This is a genomic window from Streptomyces sp. NBC_00568, from assembly GCF_026341855.1.
Classification (GTDB): domain Bacteria; phylum Actinomycetota; class Actinomycetes; order Streptomycetales; family Streptomycetaceae; genus Streptomyces.
The window spans coordinates 5,761,046-5,779,460 of sequence record NZ_JAPENW010000001.1 but is presented as its reverse complement, the minus strand read 5'-3'; the positions used below and the strand labels follow the sequence as shown (position 1 = coordinate 5,779,460).

At 72.8% G+C, this 18,415-nt stretch carries 15 protein-coding genes; 5 read left to right on the top strand and 10 right to left on the bottom strand.

Annotation, left to right across the window (positions count from 1 at the left end; all coding sequences use genetic code 11):
- Positions 1 to 162: 162 nt before the first annotated feature.
- Positions 163 to 1,206 (top strand): DMT family transporter, encoded by a 1,044-nt coding sequence (locus OOK38_RS25100; RefSeq protein ID WP_266848840.1) that lies wholly within the window; start codon positions 163 to 165, stop codon positions 1,204 to 1,206.
- Between the two features lie 226 nt (positions 1,207 to 1,432).
- On the opposite strand, the gene OOK38_RS25095 is transcribed toward OOK38_RS25100, so the two are convergent.
- The 10 genes from OOK38_RS25095 to OOK38_RS25050 form a co-directional block, all read right to left on the bottom strand.
- The gene (locus tag OOK38_RS25095; RefSeq protein ID WP_266756957.1) at positions 1,433 to 2,515 is read right to left on the bottom strand and encodes a Zn-dependent alcohol dehydrogenase; all 1,083 of its coding nucleotides are present in this window, start codon (positions 2,513 to 2,515) and stop codon (positions 1,433 to 1,435) included.
- A 10-nt stretch (positions 2,516 to 2,525) separates the two neighbouring features.
- A complete protein-coding gene (locus OOK38_RS25090; RefSeq protein ID WP_266756959.1) occupies positions 2,526 to 3,914 on the bottom strand; it encodes an aldehyde dehydrogenase family protein in 1,389 nt (462 codons plus the stop codon).
- Between the two features lie 161 nt (positions 3,915 to 4,075).
- Positions 4,076 to 5,419, bottom strand: coding sequence for an ABC transporter ATP-binding protein (locus OOK38_RS25085; RefSeq protein ID WP_266756961.1), 1,344 nt, complete (start codon positions 5,417 to 5,419; stop codon positions 4,076 to 4,078).
- A 238-nt stretch (positions 5,420 to 5,657) separates the two neighbouring features.
- Positions 5,658 to 6,437: a class F sortase gene (locus tag OOK38_RS25080; protein WP_266756963.1), complete on the bottom strand. Its 780-nt coding sequence runs from the start codon at positions 6,435 to 6,437 to the stop codon at positions 5,658 to 5,660.
- Positions 6,424 to 7,098, bottom strand: coding sequence for a hypothetical protein (locus OOK38_RS25075; RefSeq protein ID WP_266756964.1), 675 nt, complete (start codon positions 7,096 to 7,098; stop codon positions 6,424 to 6,426). Before OOK38_RS25075 ends, OOK38_RS25080 begins: the two co-directional genes overlap by 14 nt.
- 101 nt (positions 7,099 to 7,199) lie before the next feature.
- Positions 7,200 to 8,429: an MFS transporter gene (locus OOK38_RS25070; protein ID WP_266756966.1), complete on the bottom strand. Its 1,230-nt coding sequence runs from the start codon at positions 8,427 to 8,429 to the stop codon at positions 7,200 to 7,202.
- Positions 8,430 to 8,454: 25 nt separating this feature from the next.
- The gene (locus OOK38_RS25065) at positions 8,455 to 9,975 is read right to left on the bottom strand and encodes a CitMHS family transporter (RefSeq protein ID WP_266756968.1); all 1,521 of its coding nucleotides are present in this window, start codon (positions 9,973 to 9,975) and stop codon (positions 8,455 to 8,457) included.
- 211 nt (positions 9,976 to 10,186) lie between these two features.
- Positions 10,187 to 12,448 (bottom strand): molybdopterin oxidoreductase family protein, encoded by a 2,262-nt coding sequence (locus tag OOK38_RS25060; RefSeq protein WP_266848839.1) that lies wholly within the window; start codon positions 12,446 to 12,448, stop codon positions 10,187 to 10,189.
- Between the two features lie 131 nt (positions 12,449 to 12,579).
- On the bottom strand, positions 12,580 to 13,197 hold the full coding sequence (locus tag OOK38_RS25055) for a TetR/AcrR family transcriptional regulator (protein ID WP_266756972.1): 618 nt from the start codon (positions 13,195 to 13,197) through the stop codon (positions 12,580 to 12,582).
- Between the two features lie 64 nt (positions 13,198 to 13,261).
- Entirely contained in the window at positions 13,262 to 13,834 is a 573-nt protein-coding gene (locus OOK38_RS25050) for a hypothetical protein (protein WP_266848837.1), read from the bottom strand.
- Between the two features lie 239 nt (positions 13,835 to 14,073).
- Between OOK38_RS25050 and hmgA the strand changes: the two genes are divergently transcribed.
- The 4 genes from hmgA to OOK38_RS25030 all read left to right on the top strand — a co-directional run bounded on the left by hmgA (position 14,074) and on the right by OOK38_RS25030 (position 18,351).
- Positions 14,074 to 15,414, top strand: coding sequence for a homogentisate 1,2-dioxygenase (hmgA, locus tag OOK38_RS25045; protein WP_266756976.1), 1,341 nt, complete (start codon positions 14,074 to 14,076; stop codon positions 15,412 to 15,414).
- Between the two features lie 49 nt (positions 15,415 to 15,463).
- Positions 15,464 to 16,213, top strand: a complete 750-nt coding sequence (locus OOK38_RS25040; protein WP_266756978.1) for a GntR family transcriptional regulator — start codon at positions 15,464 to 15,466, stop codon at positions 16,211 to 16,213.
- Between the two features lie 41 nt (positions 16,214 to 16,254).
- On the top strand, positions 16,255 to 17,469 hold the full coding sequence (locus tag OOK38_RS25035) for a type ISP restriction/modification enzyme (protein ID WP_266756980.1): 1,215 nt from the start codon (positions 16,255 to 16,257) through the stop codon (positions 17,467 to 17,469).
- 22 nt (positions 17,470 to 17,491) lie between these two features.
- Positions 17,492 to 18,351 (top strand): IS5 family transposase gene (locus OOK38_RS25030; RefSeq protein WP_266765608.1). Its coding sequence is split into 2 segments (ribosomal slippage): positions 17,492 to 17,840 and positions 17,840 to 18,351, totalling 861 coding nucleotides; the frame shifts between segments, so codons are not numbered across the junction.
- Positions 18,352 to 18,415 lie beyond the last annotated feature (64 nt).

Below are 18,415 nucleotides of genomic sequence, written 5' to 3'. Positions count from 1 at the left end.
CCGCCCACGCCCTCCGCCCTCCACTTTCCGTCCGCGTCTCCGCCCTCCACTTCCCGTCCGAGCCTCCGCTTTCCGTTCCTGCCTCCGCGGCCCGGACCCGTGCCGACCTGGGCGTCCGAAATGCGCGAGACCGATCCCTGTGCCCCGCCTAGTCTCAGGAGCATGATGAACACCTCCCGCACCGCGTCGCCCCATCGCCGTGCACACCTGCTCGCCGCCGGTGCGGCGGCCGTCACGGTCGGACTGTGGGCCTCCGCCTTCGTCTCGATCCGCAGCGCGGGCGCCGCGTACGCGCCCGGCGCGCTGGCGCTGGGACGGCTGCTCGCCGGAGCCCTCGTGCTCGGTGCCGTCTGTGTGGTGCGCGGCGAGGGCCTGCCGCCGCGGGGCGCCTGGCGTGGGATCGCGATATCCGGGGTGCTGTGGTTCGGCTTCTACATGGTGGCCCTGAACTGGGGCGAGCAGCAGGTGGACGCCGGTACGGCGGCTCTGGTGGTGAACATCGGCCCGATCCTGATCGCCCTGCTCGGTTCCCGGTTGCTGGGGGACGCGATGCCGCCGCGGCTGCTGGCGGGCATGGCGGTGTCGTTCGCGGGCGCGGGCGCGGTGGGGCTGTCGATGTCCGGGGGCGGTGGTTCCTCGGTCCTCGGTGTCGTGCTGTGCCTGCTCGCCGCCGTCGCGTACGCCGGCGGGGTCGTCGCGCAGAAGCCGGCGCTCGGGCGCGCGAGCGTCCTCCAGGTGACGACCTTCGGCTGTCTGGTCGGGGCCGTGGTGTGTCTGCCGTTCGCGGGTCAGCTTGTCCACGACGCGGCCGACGCCCCCGTCTCGGCCACCCTCAACATGGTGTATCTGGGCGTCTTCCCGACCGCGCTGGCGTTCACGACCTGGGCGTACGCCCTCGCCCGGACGAGCGCGAGCCGCATGGGCGCAACGACGTACGCGGTGCCCGCCCTCGTGGTGCTGATGTCCTGGCTGTTCCTCGACGAGGTCCCGGGGCTGCTGACGCTGGCGGGCGGGGTGCTGTGCCTGGCGGGTGTGGCGGTCTCGCGCTCCCGGCCGCGTTCGGGAGCGACCGAGACGGCCGTACCGGACGCGGTCACGGCACAGGTTCCGGCGTCGGGTCCGGCCCAGGCCGGGGCTCCGGCCGGGGCTCCGGCCCAGGTACCCACGGCGGCCCCGGAACACGAGTCGGAGGCCGAACAGGCCTGACGCACGGCCGGCCCGACGCACGGCCGGCCCGACGCACGGCCTGCCTGACGCACGGCCGTCCTGCCGGTGTGCCGGCCTGCCGTCCCGTCCGTCGCCGGTCCCGCAATCCACCGGCGACGGAGTTCCGGCCCGGGGTCCGACCCCGGGCCGGAACATGCGAACGTGACTCCGCGGGCCGGGGCCCGACCCCGATCCGGCGCGGTGCGAACGCGGCTCCGGCGTGCTTCTAGAACACCACCAGCGCCCGGCCTCCCTTGCCCGCGATCATGTTGTCGAAGGCCGCGGGGATGCCGTCCAGGGCGATGCGGTCGGTGACCAGGCCGCCGAGGTCGAGGCGGCCCGCGCGGACGTGCTCCGCGAGCACCGGGAGATCACGTGCCGGGTCGGAGTTGCCGTACACGCAGCCCGCGAGGGTCCTGCCCCAGTGGAAGATCTCGAGGGCGTTGAAGGTGACCTGCTGGTCCTTGCCGCCGATGCCGACGACCGTGGTGCGGCCGCCGCGGCGGGTCGATTCCCAGGCCGTGCGGATCGTGACGGCGCGGCCGACGCATTCGACGGCGACGTCGACGCCCTGTTTGCCGGTGAGGGCGCGGATCTCGCGGGCGGTGGTGTCGGAGGCGACGACGTAGTCGGTGGCCCCGGCCTCGCGGGCGAGTGCCTCCTTCTCGGGCGAGACATCGACCGCGACGATCTTCGAGGCGCCCGCGATCCGGGCGGCCTGGAGGGCTGCGAGCCCGACCCCGCCGGCCCCGAACACGGCCACGGTCTCCCCGGGCCGGACCTTCGCGGAGTTGTGGACCGCCCCGTATCCGGTGAGGACCGCGCAGCCGAGCAGGGCGGCGTCGGTGAGCGGGATGCCGTCCGGGACGGGCAGCAGACAGGACACCGGGACGACCGTCTCCTCCGCGAACGCGGCGACGTTCAGACCCGGGTACAGGTCGCTCCCGTCGGAGGCGCGGCGGGCGTACACGGTCCCGGCGCCGGTCAGCGCGTCGGCGCACAGCCATACCTCGCCCAGCGAGCAGGCGTGACAACTGCCGCAGGAAGGAGCCCAGTTGAGGACGACCTCGGAACCGGGTGCGACCTGGGTGACACCCTCGCCGACCGCGACGACGGTCCCGGCGCCCTCGTGGCCGAGGACGGCGGGCACCGGCACCCGCATGGTGCCGTTGGACAGGGACAGGTCGGAGTGGCAGACCCCGGCGGCGGCCAGCCTGACCCGGACCTGGCCCGGTCCCGGGTCGGGGAGTTCGATCTCGGCGATCTCCAGCGGGGCACCCACGGCGGGAAGGACAGCGGCGCGAACCACGTGAACGCTCCTAGAACTGGAGGGACTTGGTCTGGAGGTACTCGGACAGGCCGTGGGTGCCGAGTTCGCGCCCCACGCCCGACTGCTTGTACCCCCCGAAGGGGGCCAGGGGATTGAAGCGTCCCCCGTTGATGTCGACCTGGCCGGTGTCGAGCCGCCGCGCGAAGGCGACCGCCTCGGACTCCTCGCCCGCCCACACCGCGCCGGCGAGCCCGTACACGGTGCCGTTGGCGATCCGCAGGGCGTCCTCCTCGTCCTCGTAGCGCAGGATCGTGAGGACCGGGCCGAAGATCTCCTCCTGGGCGATGGTCATCTGCGGGGTCACGTCGGCGAAGACGGTGGGGCTGACGAAGTAGCCCTGTTCGCGCGGGGATTCGGGGCCGCCCGCGACGATCCGCGCGCCCTCGGCGACACCCTTCTCGATGTATCCGCGCACCCGGGCCTGCTGCCGGGCGTTGACGACGGGGCCGATGCGGTCGCCGTACTTCGCGGCGGCCGTCGCGGCGAGCTCGACCGCTTCGTCGTAGCGCGCGGCGGGGACCAGCATGCGGGTCCAGGCGCTGCACGTCTGGCCGGAGTTGGACATCACGTTGGCGACGCCGACGTTCACGGCCTTGGCGAGGTCGGCGCTCGGCAGGATGACGTTGGCGGACTTGCCGCCGAGTTCGAGGGCGACGCGCTTGACCGCGGCGCCCGCGGTGGCGCCGATCCGCCGGCCGACCGCGGTGGAGCCGGTGAAGGAGACCAGATCGACGTCCGGGTGCTCGGCGAGAGCCTGACCCGCGACCGGACCGAGGCCGGTGACGAGGTTGAACACACCGGCCGGGACGCCTGCCTCGGCCACGGCCTCCGCGAAGAGCTGGGCGGTGAGCGGGGTGTCCTCGGCGGGCTTCAGCACGACCGTGCAGCCCGCGGCGAGCGCGGGAGCGACCTTGGCGACGATCTGGTGCAGCGGGTAGTTCCAGGGCGTTATCGCGCCGACGACGCCGACGGGCTCCTGGTAGACGGTCGAGTTGCCGACCTTCTCCTCGAAGGCGTACGTCGCCGCCAGCTCGGCGTAGGAGCCGGCGACCAGCACCGGGACGCCCGCGTGCACGGCCTGCGAGAACGCGAGCGGTGAGCCGAGCTCGGCGGTGACGGTCTCGGCGATCTCGTCCTTGCGGGCGGCCAGGACGTCCCGCAGGGCGGCCAGGCGCGCGGCCCGCTCGGCGGGCGCGGTCGCGGCCCAGCCGGGGAACGCGGCGCGGGCGGCCCGTACGGCGGCGTCGACGTCCTCGACCGTGCCCGCCGGAACCTGGCCGATCACCTGCTCGTCGGCGGGGTTCACGACGTCGATCGTGTCCCGTCCGGCGGCGGGGCGCCAGGCGCCGTCGATGTACATGCCGTCATGTGCCTTCATCGTGTTCCTCCCGGGCGGGGCCGCGTCGTCCGCGCCCTAAACTAGCGATGATAGTTTTGCGGCGCCAGGGGGACCCGCCGCACGGGAGGTCCCGGCCCGGGTCCACGGCCCCGCCGCGGCCCCCGGACCCGGGGAGGGTTCAGCCAGGAGTGGCCCGGGATTCACTCGTCCAGATCGGGCAGCCGTGCCGGTGCCGGACAGATCCGTTCGCCGCTCCGGTCGAAGACGAACAGGTGGGCCAGGTCCACGAGGAGCGGGACCTGCATCCCGTGGCGGAGGGCGATGTCCGGGGTGGTGCGCACGACGAGATCGCCCGGCAGCCGGCCCTCGGGCGGCGTCTGCTCGGGAAGGTCGGACTCCCCGTCCGACGGATGATCGAGGACGACGACCGGCCCCGCCCGCCGCGCCCCGGCGCGCTCCCGCAGCCGGTCCAGGACGGTGCCGTCGCGGCGCCGTCGCCGGGCCGGACGGGCCGGGCGCGGCGATTCCAGATCCGGTACGAGGGCGGGCCGCGAGCCGGTGTCGAAATGGACGAGCACCTCGTGCCCCTGGAACTCCACGTGCTCGACCAGACCGCTGATCGCCACTTCGCCCGGCCGGGCGTCGGACGGTCTGCCGAGCCGTACGGCCTCGGAGCGCAGGCCGACGATCACCTCACGGCCCTGCTGCACCCGGAGCAACTGGTGGTCGAGGCACAGGGGTTCGGGCAGGCGCAGGTACTGCTTGCCGAGGCTGATCGTCATGGCGCCGTCGAGCGGGGCCCGGACGAGCCCGCGCAGCAGGTTGATCCGCGGGGTGCCGATGAAGGCGGCGACGAAGACGTTCGCGGGCAGCCCGTAGACGGTCCGGGGCGTGCCCACTTGCTGCAGGACTCCGCCGCGCAGCACGGCGACCCGGTCGCCGAGCGACATCGCCTCGGCCTGGTCGTGGGTGACGTACACCGTGGTCGCGCCCAATTCCCTGGTGAGCCGGGAGATTTCGGCGCGCAGGTGGTTGCGGAGCTTGGCGTCGAGGTTGGACAGCGGCTCGTCCATCAGGAAGGCCGAGGGGTGGCGCGCGATGGCCCGCCCCATCGCGACGCGCTGCCGCTCGCCGCCGGAGAGCTGGCTGGGGAAGCGGTCGAGGAGGTCCTGGATGCCGAGCATGCGGGCGGTGGCGTCCACGCGGGCCCGCGGATCCTCGCCGGGCGTCTCGATACGCAGCGGGAAGCCGATGTTGTCGCGGCTGGTCATGCTCGGGTAGAGGGCGAAGTTCTGGAACACCATCGCCATGTCCCGCCCGGACGGCGGCAGATCGTTGGCGTACTCCCCGTCCAGCCGCAGCTCGCCCTCGGTGACCTCCTCCAGCCCCGCGATCATCCTCAGCACGGTCGACTTGCCGCAGCCCGAGGGGCCGAGCAGCACGAGGAACTCGCCGGGCCTGATGTCCAGCGAGAGGCGCTCCACCACGCGGACACCGCGGGTGTAGGACTTACTGACGTGGTGCAGGGAGATGGCGCGTGTCATGACAGGTGCCCCCGGGGGCGTGCAAGGCGCTGGTGCTCCGCGGTCGAACGTCCCGTGCGGGTCGTACGGGACCTTTGAGTCACGGAAGCTAACGGACCGCACACGTCCGGGGGAAGACGCGCGGCGCCATCGGACGGTCCCGTTCGGTACGGGCGGAAACGGACGATCGGATACCGGACGGGCCGGGAGCGGACACCCGAGGGCGCCGGTGCCGCAGCCCGGCGCCCGACGGCTCGCGTCAGTGGGCGCCGGCCCGCCCCCTGACGCCCGTGAGATGGGCGAAGACGACGACGTTCGCGGCGTATCCGGTCTTCCGGTCGAAGGCGCCACCGCAGGTGATCAGACGGAGTTCGGGGCGCCCCCGGTCGCCGTAGACCTCCGTGTCGGGGAAGTGCGCCTTCGCGTACGTCCGTACGGCGTCCACCGTATAGACGGCGGTCCGCCCGTCCACGCGCCGGGCCTCGACGCGTCTGCCGGGCCGGGTCCGTTCGAGCCCCACGAAGACGGCCGGTCCCGTCCGGGTGTCGCGATGGCCGACCACGACGGCCGTGCCGCGTTCGCCCGGGGTGGGGCCGTCCGTGTACCAGCCGACCAGTTTCGGATCGTCCCCGGGCGGCGCGGCGAGCCGGTGCTCGCGGTCCAGCCCGAGACCGATGACCGGCGCCTCGAGACCGAGGAAGGGGATACGGAGCGAGGCGGCCCGGGATCGCGGCAGCGGGGCGGGCGGGGGTGCGGGCCGGACCCGGCGGACGGCCGGGGAGCGGTGCGGCCGCGCGGTGGGCGCGCCGCCCCCGGGGCGGTGGGAGTCCGGCTCGTGCGCGACGCCCTCCGCCCCGGCCGGGGCGGAGGACGCTTCGCCGTCGTCGCGCACGGCGCCGGACGCCACCGTCCCGGCCGGCTCGCCGCCCCCCGCCCACCAGACGCCGCCCGCCACCAGTGCGACGGTGACCACCAGGGTCCGCGTCAGGCGGTAGGCGCGCGTCCGGTACCAGGGCCTCGGTCGCCTACGCGGCGCCATCGGGGCGTCGGCGCAGCCGCAGGAACACGACTCCGCCGGCTACGACGAGACCCACGGCCGCGGCACCGGCGACCGGTGAGAAGTCCTGGGGGTGGGCCATGCCGCCGCCGCCCGCGGGGGGTCCGCCGTTGGGCCCACCGGGACCGCCGCCCGGGCCGCCCGGACCGCCTGTGGACCCGCCCGGGCCACCGCCCGGACCGGTGGGCGACGCGGACGGGCTCGAGGTCGGGATGCCGATGGGGCAGTCGACCCTGAAGACCTTGCTCTTGCCCGCGCCGTTCTCGCCCACGAACCTCCAGGTCAGCTTGTACTGGCCGTCGGGCAGGGTGAGTTCGGGTGTCCGGGCGTGCCCGGACGGCAGGTCCAGGCTGCCTCTGAGGTTGGCGCCGCCCGCGACCAGGGGCTGGGTCACGATGAACCAGGTGACCTGCTGCCCCGGGTCGAAGTTGAAGCCGTCGAGGTAGAAGTGACAGACCTTCGGATCCTCCCGCGGGTCGTCGACCCCGGTGCCCGAGTCGTGGACCTTGACGTCGCCGTTGTCTCCGGGGGCGGCGACGGCGGCCGGGGCCCCCAGGAGGGCGGTGCCCGCGACGGCGAGCGTCACGAGGGCGCCGGCGCCGCGACGTGGGCCGGAGCGGCGCGAGAGGGACGAGGTGGACATGCGGGTTCCTCCGAGTCAGATGATTTTCATACAAATCTCACTTCGTCTGACTACCTTTCACATGCGCCCCGGAAAAGATCGCAACTGCGCCCAGTGCCCCGTCAGGTATCGCTCTTCCGGCGCAAGGGCACCCGGGGCCGCCGCGGCCGGTCCCGCGCCCGTTCCGGCTCGGCCGGGGACTTCACCGCGATGCCCGACGACAGCAGCAGCAGCGCGCCCAGCATCACGAACGGCGCCGCGACGCCCGCCACCCCCGCGACCAGGCCCGCGGCGGCGGGCGCGGCGACCTGGCCCAGCCGGTTGCCCGTCAGCCGCAGCGCGAGCGCCGTGGAGCGTGCCCCCTCGGGGGCGGCCTGGACGACCGTGGTCATGGACAGCGGCTGGCCGACACCGAGACAGAAGCCGAGGACGACGAGCATCGCCGCCAGCGCCCCCACCGGCACCGGCAGCGCGATGCCCGCGCACAGCACGCCGCCGAGCAGACAGGTCACGGCGAGCAGCGCGTTCCGGCCGAGCAGCCGCAGCATCGGCGTCATCACCAGCCGGCACGCGACGGTCGCCGCCGCGCGCAGGCTCAGCAGGACGCCGATCACCGCGGGCGCGATCCCCCGGTGCTCGCCGACGACCGGCAGATAGGCCGTGAGGATGCCGGTGGCGGACAGCACGGCGGCGCTGACGAAGATCCCCGCGGGAACACCCCGGGCGCGCAGGATGCGGTGCACGGGCGGGCGCTCGCCACGGGCCGCCGGGGACCCGGCCGTCGTGCGGTGCTCGATCCGCCACAGCGAGGTGAACGAGACCGCCGCCACCGCGCCCGCGACGAGCAGGGCGACGGAACTCCCGCCCGCCCTGTCGTGGCCGTCGATCAGGGCGCCTGCCGCGACGGGGCCGATCAGCTGGCCGAGCGAGACCCCGATGGTGAAGTGGCCGAAGTTGCGGTCCTGTTCGTGCGGGGCGGACTGGCGGGCGACGATGGACTGCCCGCCGATGACGAAGCAGAGATGGCCGAGGCCCATCACACCGCTCCAGGCCGCCATGCCCGCCGGGGTGCCGGCCGTGCCGCTCAGGGCGCAGCCCGCCACGATCAGGACGACACCCGCGGGCAGCAGGGGCGCGCACCGCCCGTTGTCGGTCCGGCGTCCGAGGGGTACGGCCGCGAACAGCGGCAGCAGCGCGAAGGCGCCCGCGATGACGCCGATCGCCCGCTCGTCGGCGCCGAGCGCGAGGGCCCGGTAGGAGACCGCGGGCCGCGCCATCGACACCGCCCCCTGCGTACAGGCGAAGGCGATGACGAGGCGGAGCAGCCAGCCGCGGTTCCCGCCGGGCCTCATGGTGATGTCCTCCGGTCGGGCGTGATCAGACGATGCCGAAGAGCAGCCCGGCACCGAGCACCACCAGCGAGGTGAGCGCCGCCCACTTCACGACGAAGCGGGTGTGGTCGCCGAACTCGACCTTGGCCATGCCGACCAGGACATACACGGCGGGCACCAGCGGACTCGACATGTGCAGGGGCTGACCGACGAGTGAGGCGCGGGCGATCTCCAGGGAGGAGACTCCGTGGGCCTGGCCGGCTTCGGCGAGCACGGGGAGGATGCCGAAGTAGAAGCCGTCGTTGGACATGAAGTACGTGAGGGGGATGCTCAGGACGCCGGTGACGAGGGCCATGTGCGGGCCCATGCCGTCGGGGATGTTGTCCACCAGCCACGTCGCCATGTGGTCGACCATGCCCGTGCCCTGGAGGACACCGGTGAAGACGGCGGCGGCGAAGACCATGCCGGAGACGTTGAGGACGTTCTCGGCGTGGGCGCCGAGGCGGGCCTTCTGGTCGGGCATGTGGGGGAAGTTGACGGTGAGCGCGAGCGCGGCGCCGAGCAGGAACAGGACCGGGATCGGCAGCCACTCCATGATCATGGCGGTGAGCAGGGTGACGGTGAGCAGCGCGTTGAACCAGTAGAGCCGGGGCCGCAGGGTGGCGCGGTGCGGGTCGAGGCCCTGGAAGTCGTCGTCCTCGTCGGGCCCGTCCGCGTCCGACCGGTTCACGTCCACGTCCGAGCGGTTCACGTACGCGTCGGTCCCGGAGCCCGAACCCCCGCTGTACGCGAGCTGCTTGCCCGGACCGGATCCCGAACCGCCGCCCCGCACGGCCTGCTTGCCCGAGCCGGAACCCTTCGCCACAGCCGCGGCCGAACCCGCGCCGCTCGCTCCCACGAGCGCCGTCCCGGTGTCCGTCTCCCGCGGCTCCAGCACCTCGTCCAGCGTCAGCACGCCGAGCCGCTTGCGCTCGCGGCGGCCGAGGACGTAGGCGAGGGCGAGGACGCCCAGCAGACCGACGGCGAGGGCGGGGACCATCGGGACGAAGATGTCGCTCGCGTCGAGCTTGAGCGCGGTCGCGGCGCGGGCGGTCGGGCCGCCCCAGGGCAGCGTGTTCATCACGCCGTTGGCCATGGCGGCGACGCCGGTCATCACGACCAGGCTCATCTTCAGCCGCTTGTAGAGCGGATACATCGCCGAGACGGTGATCATGAAGGTGGTCGATCCGTCGCCGTCCAGGGACACGATCGCGGCGAGGAGCGCCGTGCCGACCACGATCCGCAGCGGGTCGGCCCTGCAGAACCTGAGGATCCCCCGGACGATCGGGTCGAAGAGACCGACGTCGATCATCACTCCGAAGTAGACGATCGCGAACATCAGCATCGCCGCCGTGGGGGCGAGGCCGGTGACGCCGTCGATGACGTAGTCGCCGAGCCGGGCGCCCTTTCCGACGAAGACGCAGAAGAGCGCCGGGATCAGTACGAGCGCCGCGATCGGCGACATCTTCTTCACCATGATCAGGACCAGGAAGGTCGCGATCATGGTGAAGCCGAGGATGGTCAGCATGAAATGGACACCTAACGTTCGCCCTTGAACTCCCACCAGGGACGGCGGTGCGATGACGTTAGGTCGCGCCCGAAGGCGTTAACAAGGCGTTGACACGCGAGCAATAAGCGCAAAACTCCAGGTCACAGCCTCGTCTCGGCCGACGGACGGGTCAGAGAGCCGGCAGACGGACGATCGCGGTGGAGATCGCGGTGGTGGGTCACGGTGGTGGTCACGGGCAGGCCGCCGCCAGTTCCACGGGCACGCCGTTGAGCACCGCCGTTCCGGACAGCGGGTCGAGCAGCGAGCCGTCGAGCAGCTGGTTGACGTTGACGCCGGGGTCCAGGGCGGCGTGGCTCATCCGGGTGCCGGGGCGGTCGTGCCCCCAGCCGTGCGGAAGGCTCACGACGCCGCGCCGGACGGTGTCGGTCAGCTCCGCCGGGGCGGTCACCTCTCCCCCGGCACCCTTGACGCGTACCGCCGCCCCGTCGGCGAGCCCGAGCCGGGCCGCGTCGTCGGGGTGGATGTGCAGGGTGCAGCGGTTGGAACCGCCGGTGAGCGCGGGGACGTTGTGCATCCAGCTGTTGTTGGAGCGCAGATGACGGCGGCCGACGAGAACGAGGGCCGCCGGGCGCTCGCGCAGCGCGTCACGCAGGCGCGGCAGATCGCCGGCGATCGGCTCCGGCAGCAGCTCGATCCTCCCGCTGCGGGTCTTCAGCCGCTGCGGCAGACGGGAGACGAGCGGTCCGAGGTCGATGCCGTGCGGGTGCGCGAGCAGCTTGTCCAGGGTCAGGCCGTCGGGGCGGGCGCCGAAGCCGTCGCCGTACGGGCCGAGGCGCAGCATCATGTCGAGCCGGCGCTCGGGGCCGGTCTCGCCGTCGAGGGCGGCGGCGAGTTCCCGCGGGTCGCGTCCGTGCACCGGCGACGCGGTGTCCCCGACCGCCTTGCCCAGGGTGCTGTCGATGACCATCGTGTCCACGGCGGACGGGTCGGCGCCGTGCATGCCGGTCGCGGCGAGGACGAGCCGGGCGAGGATCTCGGTCTCCGCCATGCGGCCCTCCTCCAGGGGGACGGCGGGGCGGTTGTAGCGGACCTGGTTGCGGACGGCGAGGGTGTTGAACGCGAAGTCGTGGTGCGCGCTCTGCGAGGGCGGGGGCGGCGGCAGCACGACGTGGGCGTGGCGCGAGGTCTCGTTCAGGTACGGGTCGACGCTGACCATGAAGTCCAGCGATTCGAGCGCCTTGTCCAGACGGAGGCCGTCGGGTGCGGACAGGACGGGGTTGGCGGCGACGGCGATGACGGCGCGGACCGGGCTGCCCTCCGCCGTCACCGTGTCGATCTCCTCCGCCAGGGCGGCCAGCGGCAGTTCGCCCTTGGCCTCGGGGTGACCGCTCACCCGGCTGTGCCAGCGGCCCAGCGCGAAGCCGTGACCGGGGCCCGCGGGGCGGGGTGTCCGGTCGGTGGCGGCCATCGGGAAGAGGGCACCGCCGGGCCGGTCGAGGTTGCCGGTGAGGATGTTGAGGACGTCCACCAGCCAGCTCGCCAGGGTGCCGTGCGGGACGGTGCAGCTGCCGATGCGGCCGTAGACGGCGGCGGTGGGCGCGGCGGCCAGCTCGCGCGCCAGCTCCCGGATGGTGCCGGCGTCCACGTCGCAGGCCGTGCTCGCCGCCTCGGGGGTGAAGTCCCGGAGCGCGTCGGGGAGTTCGTCGACGCCTTGCACGTGCGGGGCGAGCGCGCCGAGGTCGACGAGCTTCTCCTCGAAGAGGACGTACGCCATCGCCGCGAGGAGTGTCGCGTCGGTGCCGGGGCGGATGGCCACATGGCGGTCGGCAAGCTTGGCCGTGCGGGTCCGGCGCGGGTCGATGACGGTCAGCGTGCCTCCGCGCGCCCGCAGTGCACGGAGTCGGCCGGGGAAGTCGGGGGCGGTGCACAGACTCCCGTTGGATTCCAGCGGGTTGGCGCCGATGAGCAGGAGGTGGTCGGTGTGGTCCAGGTCCGGCACGGGGATCGCGTTGGCGTCGCCGTACAGCAGGCCGCTCGACACGTGCTTGGGCATCTGGTCGACCGTGGAGGCGGTGAAGACGCTGTGGGTGCGCAGGGCGCCGAGCAGGACGGGCGGGTAGAGGGCGCCGGCCATGGTGTGCACGTTCGGGTTGCCGAGGACGACGCCTACGGCGTGCGGACCGTGCCGCTCGACGACGGGGCGCAGTCCGGCGGCCACCGCGTCGAAGGCCTCCTCCCAGGTGGCCTCGCGCAGTTCGCCGTCCTTGCGGACGAGGGGGGTGCGCAGTCGGTCGGGGTCGCCGTCGGCGGCCCCGAAGGAGGCGCCCTTCGGGCAGATGAAGCCCTTGCTGAAGACGTCGTCCCGGTCACCCCGGGCGCCGGTCACCCGGGTGCCCTCGATGGTCAGCGTCAGCCCGCAGGTGGCTTCGCACAGTGGGCAGACGCGCAGGGCGGTTCGGGAGTCGGGGGTGGTGCCGGAGGTGCGGGACACGGGTCCTCCCGGAGGGCGGTGGCTTCGGTGACACACGGACGCGACCGAGCATACCGACCGGTACGCATGGCGGGGAGGGTCTGCCGGGGGTCACGTCGGAAATCCGCGCGAACGGTGCCGGCGGGGGCAGGTCAGTCGAGGACCCTGGCCAGATACGCCCGCAGCAGTTCGCGCGTCTCCTCGATGATCCGCTCGTCCCCCTCGGGGGCGACCCGGAAGGCCAGGTGGACCAGGGTGTCGGCGGTCTCCACGGCGATCAGGAAGGAGCGGCGGAGATCCTCGTCCGGGGTGCGGTCGAGATAGCCGGAGAGCAGGTCGGTGAGGCGGTCGGCCACCCGGGTGTTGGGTTCTGTGTAGCGGGCGCCGACCGGTATCTGGTTGCCGAAGTCGACGAGGGAGAAACCCGGCGCGGTCCGCTTCATGGCGAGGTACTCGTCGAGCACCGCGTCCATCGCGGCCCGCCAGTCTCCCCCGTCCCCCTCCCGCAGGCGCTGGGTGACGCGCTCGGCGTAGAGCTCCAGGTTGCGCTGGGCGAGCGCGTCGGCCATCGCGCGCTTGTTGCCGAAGAAACGGTAGACGGAGCCGATGGGCACTCCGGCCCGCTGAGCCACGGCCCGGGTGCTCAGACCGTCGTAGCCCACCTCGTCGAGGAGGTCGGCGCAGGCGTCGAGGATTCTGGTCAGTCGTTCTGCGCTGCGCCGCTGTACGGGCGCTCTGCGCAGCGAGGTCGCATGGGGCACGGTCTTCATGATGCCTTTCCGCAGGGATCCGGTGAACCTCCCCCATCAGTACGCACCTCGATGCCGTGACCACTCACTTCGCCCTCGGGACCGCCGCGTGCGCTGCGACCTGGGCCGCGATCGGTGAGGCCGTCGGTGTCGCCGTCCGCCCGGCGCCCGACGCCGTGATGTCGGCCGTCCGCTCGATCGGCTGGCCTTGGACGGCCCACGCGGTGCCGTCGTCCGCGTACAGGCGCACGGTGACGTGGTGGGTGCCGCGCGGCACGAGGTCCCCGGCCAGGTGGTACTCGGCGGTGCGCAGCCGGGCGACGGTCCGGCCGTCGACGTAGAGGTGGGCGAGGCCGCGCCCGGCGACCGGCACGGGTCGCGTGCCCGCGGGCGAGAAGCGGAAGTTGCGGACGGTCAGCCGCACGTCCCAGCTGTCGGCGGAGTCGGGCTGGATCTCGATCCCGACCTCGGGCGCCCCCTTCTTGTCCACCTCACGATAGAGCCGTCCCTCCTCGTCCATGTCGTCGAGCAATGTGCCCACGGGCGAGGCCGACACTCCGTCCCTCCGCTCGTGCGCATCACCGGCGCCGCAGCCCGCGGATCCGCCGAGCAGGGCGCAGACCGCGAGCGCGGTGAGCAGTCCACGCGTCCACCGCATGTCCGGGAGCGTAGAACAAGGCTCCGACGGCCGGGATCCCCCTGGAGTCGGGTTCTCGGACCGTTCGCCGACCCCTGAGTACTACTCCCGGCGGGTATTGCGGCGGGCTCTCCGGGCCCGTTGGCGTGGTCCGGGCGTGGTCCGTGACCGATCTCCTTCGGTGACCGCGGCCGACCCCTTGCGCGGGCGAGGACGGAATCCTACGGTGATGCATAGGAATCAGGCGCGAGGGAGCGATCATGAGCGGGGACGCGAGGAAGACGGCCGAGGGGCTGACCTACCTCTCCGGATTCGGCAACGAACACAGCTCGGAGGCGGTCCCGGGGGCCCTGCCGCACGGCCGCAACGCGCCGCAGCGCGCACCGCTCGGGCTGTACGCGGAACAGCTGAGCGGCACGGCGTTCACCGAGCCGAGGGCGTCCAACCGGCGTTCGTGGCTGTACCGGATCCGGCCCTCGGCCGCGCACCCCGCGTTCACGCGCACCGACAACGGCACCCTGCGGACGGCGCCCTTCACCGAGACGGTGCCCGACCCGAACCGGCTGCGCTGGAACCCGCTGCCCGAGCCGCCCGCCGGGACGGACTTCCTCGCCGGCCTGTGGACCCTCGGCGGCAACGGCGACGCGACCCAGCGCACCGGGATCGCGGTGCACCTGTATCACGCCAATGCCTCGATGGAGCGGGTGTTCAGCGACGCCGACGGCGAGCTGCTCATCGTCCCGGAGCGCGGCGGCCTGCTGCTGCGCACCGAGTTCGGGCTGCTGCACGTGGAGCCGGGCCGGATGGCGCTGATCCCCCGGGGGGTGCGCTTCCGGGTGGAGCTGCTGGACAGCACGCCCGAGGGCGGGCCGGGCACGGGCGCCCGGGGCTATGTCTGCGAGAACTACGGGGCACCCTTCCAGCTGCCGGACCTCGGCCCGATCGGCGCCAACGGCCTCGCCAACGCCCGCGACTTCCTCGCCCCGGTCGCCGCGTACGAGGACGTCGAGGGCCCGGTCGAGGTGGTGAACAAGTTCTGCGGCAACCTCTGGAAGGCGACGTACGAACACTCGCCGCTGGACGTGGTCGCCTGGCACGGCAACCATGTGCCGTACGTCTACGACCTGCACCGGTTCAATGTGATCGGCTCCATCAGCTACGACCATCCGGACCCGTCGATCTTCACGGTGCTGACGTCGCCGTCCGACACCCCGGGCCTGGCCGGGGTCGACTTCGTCGTCTTCGCGCCCCGCTGGCTCGTGGGCGAGGACACCTTCCGGCCGCCGTACTTCCACCGGAACGTGATGAGCGAGTACATGGGGCTCGTCGAGGGCGCGTACGACGCCAAGGCGGAGGGCTTCGTGCCGGGCGGCGGCTCGCTGCACAACATGATGTCGGCGCACGGGCCGGACCGGGAGACCTTCGACCGCGCCAGCGCCGCCGAGCTGAAGCCGCAGAAGATCGACGACGGGCTCGCGTTCATGTTCGAGACGCGCTGGCCGGTGACCGCTACGGCCCAGGCGGCACGGGCGGAGCACCTCCAGCAGGGGTACGACGACGTGTGGCAGGGCCTCCAGCGGCACTTCCGCCCGACCGACTGAGACCTACCGGGCGTTGCCTTCCACGCCCGCGACCGGTACGGATACCCTCGTGACCTCCTTCGCTCCGGACTCGATCGTCCTGAACCGCAAGCTGCCGCTCTGGTATCAGGTGTCGCAGTCCCTGCGCGCCTCGATACTCGGCCGCTCCCCCCAGGACCCGCTGCGCCTGCCCACCGAGGAGCAGCTCGCCGGGCACTACGGGGTGAGCGTGCTGACCATGCGGCAGGCGCTCAAGGAGCTGGAGGTCGAAGGGCTCATCACCCGGCACCGCCGCCGGGGCACGTTCATCGAGCCGAGTGCGCAGCGGAGCGCGCCCGTGCGGCTGCTCGGCTCGGTGGACGCGATCGTGGCCCAGCAGTCGGGCATGACGACGGAGCTGCTGGATCAGGGAAAGGCGCCCGTTTCGGGCGAGCTGGCGGAATTCTTCCCGGATGTGGACGAGGTGGCGACGTACCACCGGCTGCGCAGCGACGAGGCGACGGGCGAGCCGACCAATCACGCGCGCAACTACCTCCGGCCGGAGCTGGCCGAGCGCATCGACCGGGAGGATCTGATCCGCTGGCCGATGACCAAGGTCCTGCGGGACGTGCTCGGAGTCGGCATCAGCCGGATCACCGACACCGTGGAGGCACGGCTCGCGGACCCGGAGACGGCGCGCCTGCTCCAAGTACCGCTGCTCAGCCCGATCCTGCGCTACACCGGCATCATCTACGGCAAGGACGGCCAGGCGCTGGACGTGGCGGTCATCCACTACCGGGGCGACCGCTTCTCGTTCACTGTCACCCTCGACGCCCACTGACGATGCCGTACGGGGACGGCGCGCGGCGCCCACGTCGTACGATGCCGAGCGTGACGCACGACGCCGCTCCGCTGCTCGCGGACCTCATGCCGTGGTCCGTCGCACCGCCGAGGCTGGGCCGGAGGTGGCCGACGGCACCGGACGCGGCATCCCTGAAGGCGCGCTGGGACGCCCTCGTGAAGGCCGAAGGGGCCGACCGCGAGGCGCTGTTCGAGCCGACGCGGGCGCGCACGACGCACTCCGCTGTCGCCCAGCTGCCGGGCCAGTCCAGCGGGACGGGCCGCCTCGCGCGCGTGTCGGGCCCCTGCCCGGACCCGGTCCGCGTGCTGTGCGCCCCCTTCGACGAGCAGTGGCTGATTCCCGATCACCGGCTGATCGACGCCGCCCGACCCGAGTTGTGGCGGGTGGCGGGCGAGGGGCAGGTGTTCGCGGTCGAGCAGACCGCGGCGCCCGAAGCGGCGGGGCCGGTCCTGCTGGCCGCGTCCGTGCTGCCGCTGAGCGCCGGCCGCGGCGGTCGGGTGCGTCCTCTCTTCCGTCGCCCCGGCGGCCGTGAACCGAACCTGGCACCGGGCCTGTTGGAGCACCTCGCCACCCGCCTCGGCCACTCCCCCGCCCCCGTCGACGTCCTCGCCTGGACGATGGCGGTCGCGCGGCACAGCCGGGACGGCCGCGCGGTCCCGCTCACCGCCGACCCCGAAGTGTGGGCGTACGGAGTCGAGTCGGGCCGGCGGATGCTGTGGCTGATGTGCCGCGACGGCGAGCGCCCCAAACTCCCCGGCGGCCGCCGCCCGTACGTCCGCGCGCCCCTGACCGCCCTCGCCCACGGGTCCCGCCCGGCGCAGGGGCCCCTCCTCGCCGACCCGTACTACGACCGCGACGAGGAGTCCCTGCACCTCGGTGAGGGCAGGATCTCGCCCGTGCCGCCCGAGGCCTGGGACTTCGAGGTCGGTGGCGTGCGTGTCCTCGAGCAGTGGTTCGCGGCCAGGACCGGGACGCCCGAGGCGGGCACTCTGGAGACGATCGGCCCCGCCGGCTGGCCGCAGGCCTGGACGTCCGAACTCCTCGAACTCATCACGGTCCTCGCGCTGCTCGCGGAACTACGCCCTCAGCAGGCCGAGTTGGAGCAGCGATCACCGATCACCGCGGCCGAACTGCGCACGGCCGGCGTCCTGCCGGTACCGGACACCGCGCGGCGTCCGGCCTCGGTGCTCGACCACCACGAAGAGGGCCCGGAGGGCCAGTTCGCGCTGATCTAGGCCGTTTCGTTTAGATCATCGGATCGTTGGTCCGGGTGTGTCGTTAACTGACGCGCAGTGGGCGCGGATCGAGCCGTTGCTCCCGGACCGGACGCCGGTGCGGGGTGGCCGCTGGCGGGATCACCGGCAGGTGATCGACGCGATCGCCTTCAAGTTCCAGACCGGAACGCAATGGGTGCACCTGCCGGAGAAGTACGGCAACTGGCGCGGCGTCTACAACCGGCTGCGGATGTGGGCCATCGACGGCACCTGGGAACGTGTCTTCACCGCGCTGATGGCCCGGGCCGACGCCGATGAGGACCTCGACTGGGCGGTCTCGGTGGACTCCACGATCGTGCGGGCCCACCAGCATGCGGCCGGGGCCCGCAAAAGGGGGCCCCGGCCGGCGAACCGGCCGACCATGCCATCGGCCGGTCCCGCGGCGGACTGACCACGAAGATCCACCTCGCTGCCGATGCCCGCTGCCGGCCTCTGGCGTTTGTCCTCACCGCCGGACAGGCGGGCGACGCACCGGCCTTCACCGATGTCATGGCCTGCCTGCGTGTCCCCCGACCACGTGGTCGGCCACGCACCAGACCGGACGTGGTCCTGGCAGACAAGGCGTATTCCTCCCGCGCGATCCGCGAGCACCTGCGTCGGCGCGGCATCCGTGCGGTGATCCCCGTCCCGGCGGACCAGCGCGGCCATCGGCTGCGACGCGGGAGTCGGGGCGGCAGACCACCGGCCTTCGACCGTGAGACCTACAAGCTGCGCAACACGGTCGAGCGGTGTATCAACCGCCTCAAGCAGTGGCGAGGCATCGCCACCCGCTACGAGAAGACCGCCACCATCTACCTGGCCGGACTCCACATCGCCGGCATCTTCCTCTGGTCCGCCCGATGATCCAAACGAAACCGCCTAGCCGACCGGTCCGATCCAGCCGGCCCAGGGGCAAAGCCCGCGCCGG

Excerpts from the sequence above, each read along its gene's own strand:
- OOK38_RS25100 (WP_266848840.1), top strand. The coding sequence starts at position 163 with ATGATGAACACCTCCCGCACCGCGTCGCCCCATCGCCGTGCACACCTG.
- OOK38_RS25090 (WP_266756959.1), bottom strand. The coding sequence starts at position 3,914 with ATGAAGGCACATGACGGCATGTACATCGACGGCGCCTGGCGCCCCGCC.
- OOK38_RS25085 (WP_266756961.1), bottom strand. The coding sequence starts at position 5,419 with ATGACACGCGCCATCTCCCTGCACCACGTCAGTAAGTCCTACACCCGC.
- OOK38_RS25080 (WP_266756963.1), bottom strand. The coding sequence starts at position 6,437 with ATGGCGCCGCGTAGGCGACCGAGGCCCTGGTACCGGACGCGCGCCTAC.
- OOK38_RS25075 (WP_266756964.1), bottom strand. The coding sequence starts at position 7,098 with ATGTCCACCTCGTCCCTCTCGCGCCGCTCCGGCCCACGTCGCGGCGCC.
- OOK38_RS25070 (WP_266756966.1), bottom strand. The coding sequence starts at position 8,429 with ATGAGGCCCGGCGGGAACCGCGGCTGGCTGCTCCGCCTCGTCATCGCC.
- OOK38_RS25065 (WP_266756968.1), bottom strand. The coding sequence starts at position 9,975 with ATGCTGACCATCCTCGGCTTCACCATGATCGCGACCTTCCTGGTCCTG.
- OOK38_RS25055 (WP_266756972.1), bottom strand. The coding sequence starts at position 13,197 with ATGAAGACCGTGCCCCATGCGACCTCGCTGCGCAGAGCGCCCGTACAG.
- OOK38_RS25050 (WP_266848837.1), bottom strand. The coding sequence starts at position 13,834 with ATGCGGTGGACGCGTGGACTGCTCACCGCGCTCGCGGTCTGCGCCCTG.
- hmgA (WP_266756976.1), top strand. The coding sequence starts at position 14,074 with ATGAGCGGGGACGCGAGGAAGACGGCCGAGGGGCTGACCTACCTCTCC.
- OOK38_RS25035 (WP_266756980.1), top strand. The coding sequence starts at position 16,255 with ATGCCGAGCGTGACGCACGACGCCGCTCCGCTGCTCGCGGACCTCATG.